The organism is Candidatus Aquicultor sp. (assembly GCF_054640775.1).
In genome coordinates, this window is record NZ_JBTSLF010000336.1 from 1 (window position 1) to 2,576 (window position 2,576).

Here is a 2,576-nt window from a genome sequence, read left to right on the forward strand (position 1 = left end):
CTCCCTTAATAACCGCATCAATTACTTTCGCCTTCGGCGAATCACTAAAATATTCATCATCCACGCGCTTCAAATAATCAATCACAAAATCTTTTATATTAAATATCTCAACTTCCCGGACAATATTTTTACTCACCTTCAGCAGAATATATCCATGCTCTAATTGCAGCTTGCAAAAACCATTCTCTTCAAGAAACCGCTTGAAGTTCTGTTTAGAAATCTTTGTCTTATCATTTTCGATATACCAGAATTTAACAAAAGGCTTTTGCCAACCGTACTTCTCTGCAATATGATAAACAGAGCCGAGCGTAATTCTCCCGTCATATTTCTTTAAGAGATCATCAAACTTCTTATTTATTGCAAACTCACTATCGTGATAGTTTGGATTACTAAGACTTAACTTCAAAAAATATTTTCTTCCTTCCTCACCTATAGTCACCAACCCAAACCCCAGTCGGTACCACTCCTCATAACAATTACATGGAAGACCGGTACCTAAAAACTCAATTGCACTATCTAATTTTTCTTGATCAAAACCAGCCGGCTCAAAAGTCCTTTTTCCAACTGCAAGAACCTCATTCTCTTTTTGCAAATCGCAAAACTCTTCTAAACATTCCAGAAGAATTTCCGCATCAACCTCTTTTGGCGCTTCCTTTGGATCCTCATAAAAAAATGAATACATCTTTCCGCTGTCATGCTTTGAATAGGGAAGAATAGTTTGCGAGCTGCTCCATCTTAATTCTATATGATCGCATAACCCTTCCTCTTTAAGGTTTAATCGATAAACACTTTTAGGACCATTTAATCTTTTGCTTAAAGTTTCACTGTCTCTAACCTTTACCCAAATATGAAATCCGGTGCCGCTCCCACTTTTTACAATCCAATTATAATTCACTCCTAATCCCAAACGCTTAGAAAACATTTTAATAATTTTTTCATTCCATCCCAGGTCTTCAATGTCATTCACATTTTGTTCTATCAATTGCCAATTTTCCCAGGCTATAGTAGGTCTCTTACCCCGGACAGGCAAAACATTAAATCCGAATTTCGAATTATAAACCTTAGCTAACTCAATAAATTTCATTGCTACTTTCCCTTCAAAATAATTTTATAGATCTGTTTTTATATTTTCCGTATATCTTCTTTCGCACATTAAAAGAATTGCCTTTGCTTAGCTGTTTCTATGTTGACCTCAAATAAATCACGTTAAAAAATTTTACGTAATGAAGCGTCAAACGAAAAATATTGTCTGAGCGAAGCGAGTTTATTTTTCGTAGCGTAATGGAGTAAAATTTTAGTGATTTATTTGCAGTCTTGATCTTTTGGTACTTTTGTATCAAGACAAAAGTACATATAAAAAAAAGTAAGTCTTGATTTAAAGCTAGCCCCGCTAAAAAGCGAAAATACTTTTCCATTAAGGAAAAAACCCAGTGAAACATTAATAATATTAATATCATTTCTTTACCTTTATTCTTTCAAATGACTAATGACAGTCTTTTAATAAACCCACCCCTAAAAAACCTTACGAAATAGCGTAGGTTTTACACCGCTTTTTCCTCTCAACACTTCGATTTTCTTATCTACCCTATATTTCCCCTCACTCATAAATAAACTCCCCCTCAGAATCGATTTTCACCTTTTTCCCCGTTATTGATTTTAGAGTTTTCTTCGCTATATCCGGGCGGGCAAACTGACATGTAAAAATCCATAGATTATCATTCACAGCATATCCACATAAACGAAAACCATTTCTTCTTTTCATCTTATTTGCGACTTCCTTTTCGTCCGTTTGAACTTTATAATATTGTTTCCCTCTTTCCTCCTGCCATAAGTAAGTCATGATATCCTCCGTTTATTATCCCTTTAACGAAAATATCCGCAAGCTTGATAAAGAATTTCTTTCTGAAGAAATAAATTCTCTATTACCGGTTGTTGAGATCATAGCTAAATGTTCCGGCGAATCATCAAGTGTTTTTATAGCATCCCTCAATGAATCCAAATTCAGATGAGAATAGATCTCCGTTGTAGAAATAGAAGAGTGCCCGAGCAGCTCCTTTATCTTATAAAGTGAAACGCCCTTCTGTACAAGATTGGATGCGAACGAATGCCTTAATGAATGAAAATGGATTGATTTGTCTATTCCGGCTTTAATGCACGCACTTTTGAATCTTTTGGAAAAATAATCCCCGGTGAACCTCACTCCCTTACCCTTACAAAAAACATATCCGATTAATGTTTCCCTTTGCATCAAGGGGAGAATACGAGCCGGCCCACCTTCCGGCGTTACCTGCACGTCCGCTTGACAGATTGGATTTTCCTTTTCCTTCTTTCCTCTTCCATTATTCCAAAACTCCATTATTCCACTTCTCCTCTTGAAAACCTCCATCGCTTCATCACAAATCGGAATAAATCTTTGTTCTTTTCCCTTCGTCGTAAACTCCTCATCTCCGACAGTTATAATCTTGTTATTCAAATCAACATTCTTCCATTTCAGATTTACAATCTCATTCAACCTCATCCCCGTATAAAATCCAATCACCACGACATCTCTAACAACATCATTTTCTTTGTGCCTA

Annotated in this window: 3 protein-coding genes; all 3 read right to left on the bottom strand. The window is 35.9% G+C overall.

The genetic code is table 11. The features are described 5' to 3' along the window. Positions 1 to 1,084, bottom strand: a 1,084-nt coding sequence (locus ACYC56_RS15020) for a PriCT-2 domain-containing protein (protein WP_461374979.1), incomplete at its 3' end; no start/stop codon positions are given. Positions 1,085 to 1,597: 513 nt separating this feature from the next. Further along, positions 1,598 to 1,840, bottom strand: coding sequence for a hypothetical protein (locus ACYC56_RS15025; RefSeq protein ID WP_461374980.1), 243 nt, complete (start codon positions 1,838 to 1,840; stop codon positions 1,598 to 1,600). A 15-nt stretch (positions 1,841 to 1,855) separates the two neighbouring features. Beyond that, on the bottom strand, positions 1,856 to 2,576 hold a 721-nt coding region (locus tag ACYC56_RS15030), incomplete at its 5' end, for a tyrosine-type recombinase/integrase (protein ID WP_461374981.1).

Bases quoted from the DNA above. Each gene is read 5' to 3' on its own strand.
- ACYC56_RS15025 (WP_461374980.1), bottom strand. From the start codon at position 1,840: ATGACTTACTTATGGCAGGAGGAAAGAGGGAAACAATATTATAAAGTT.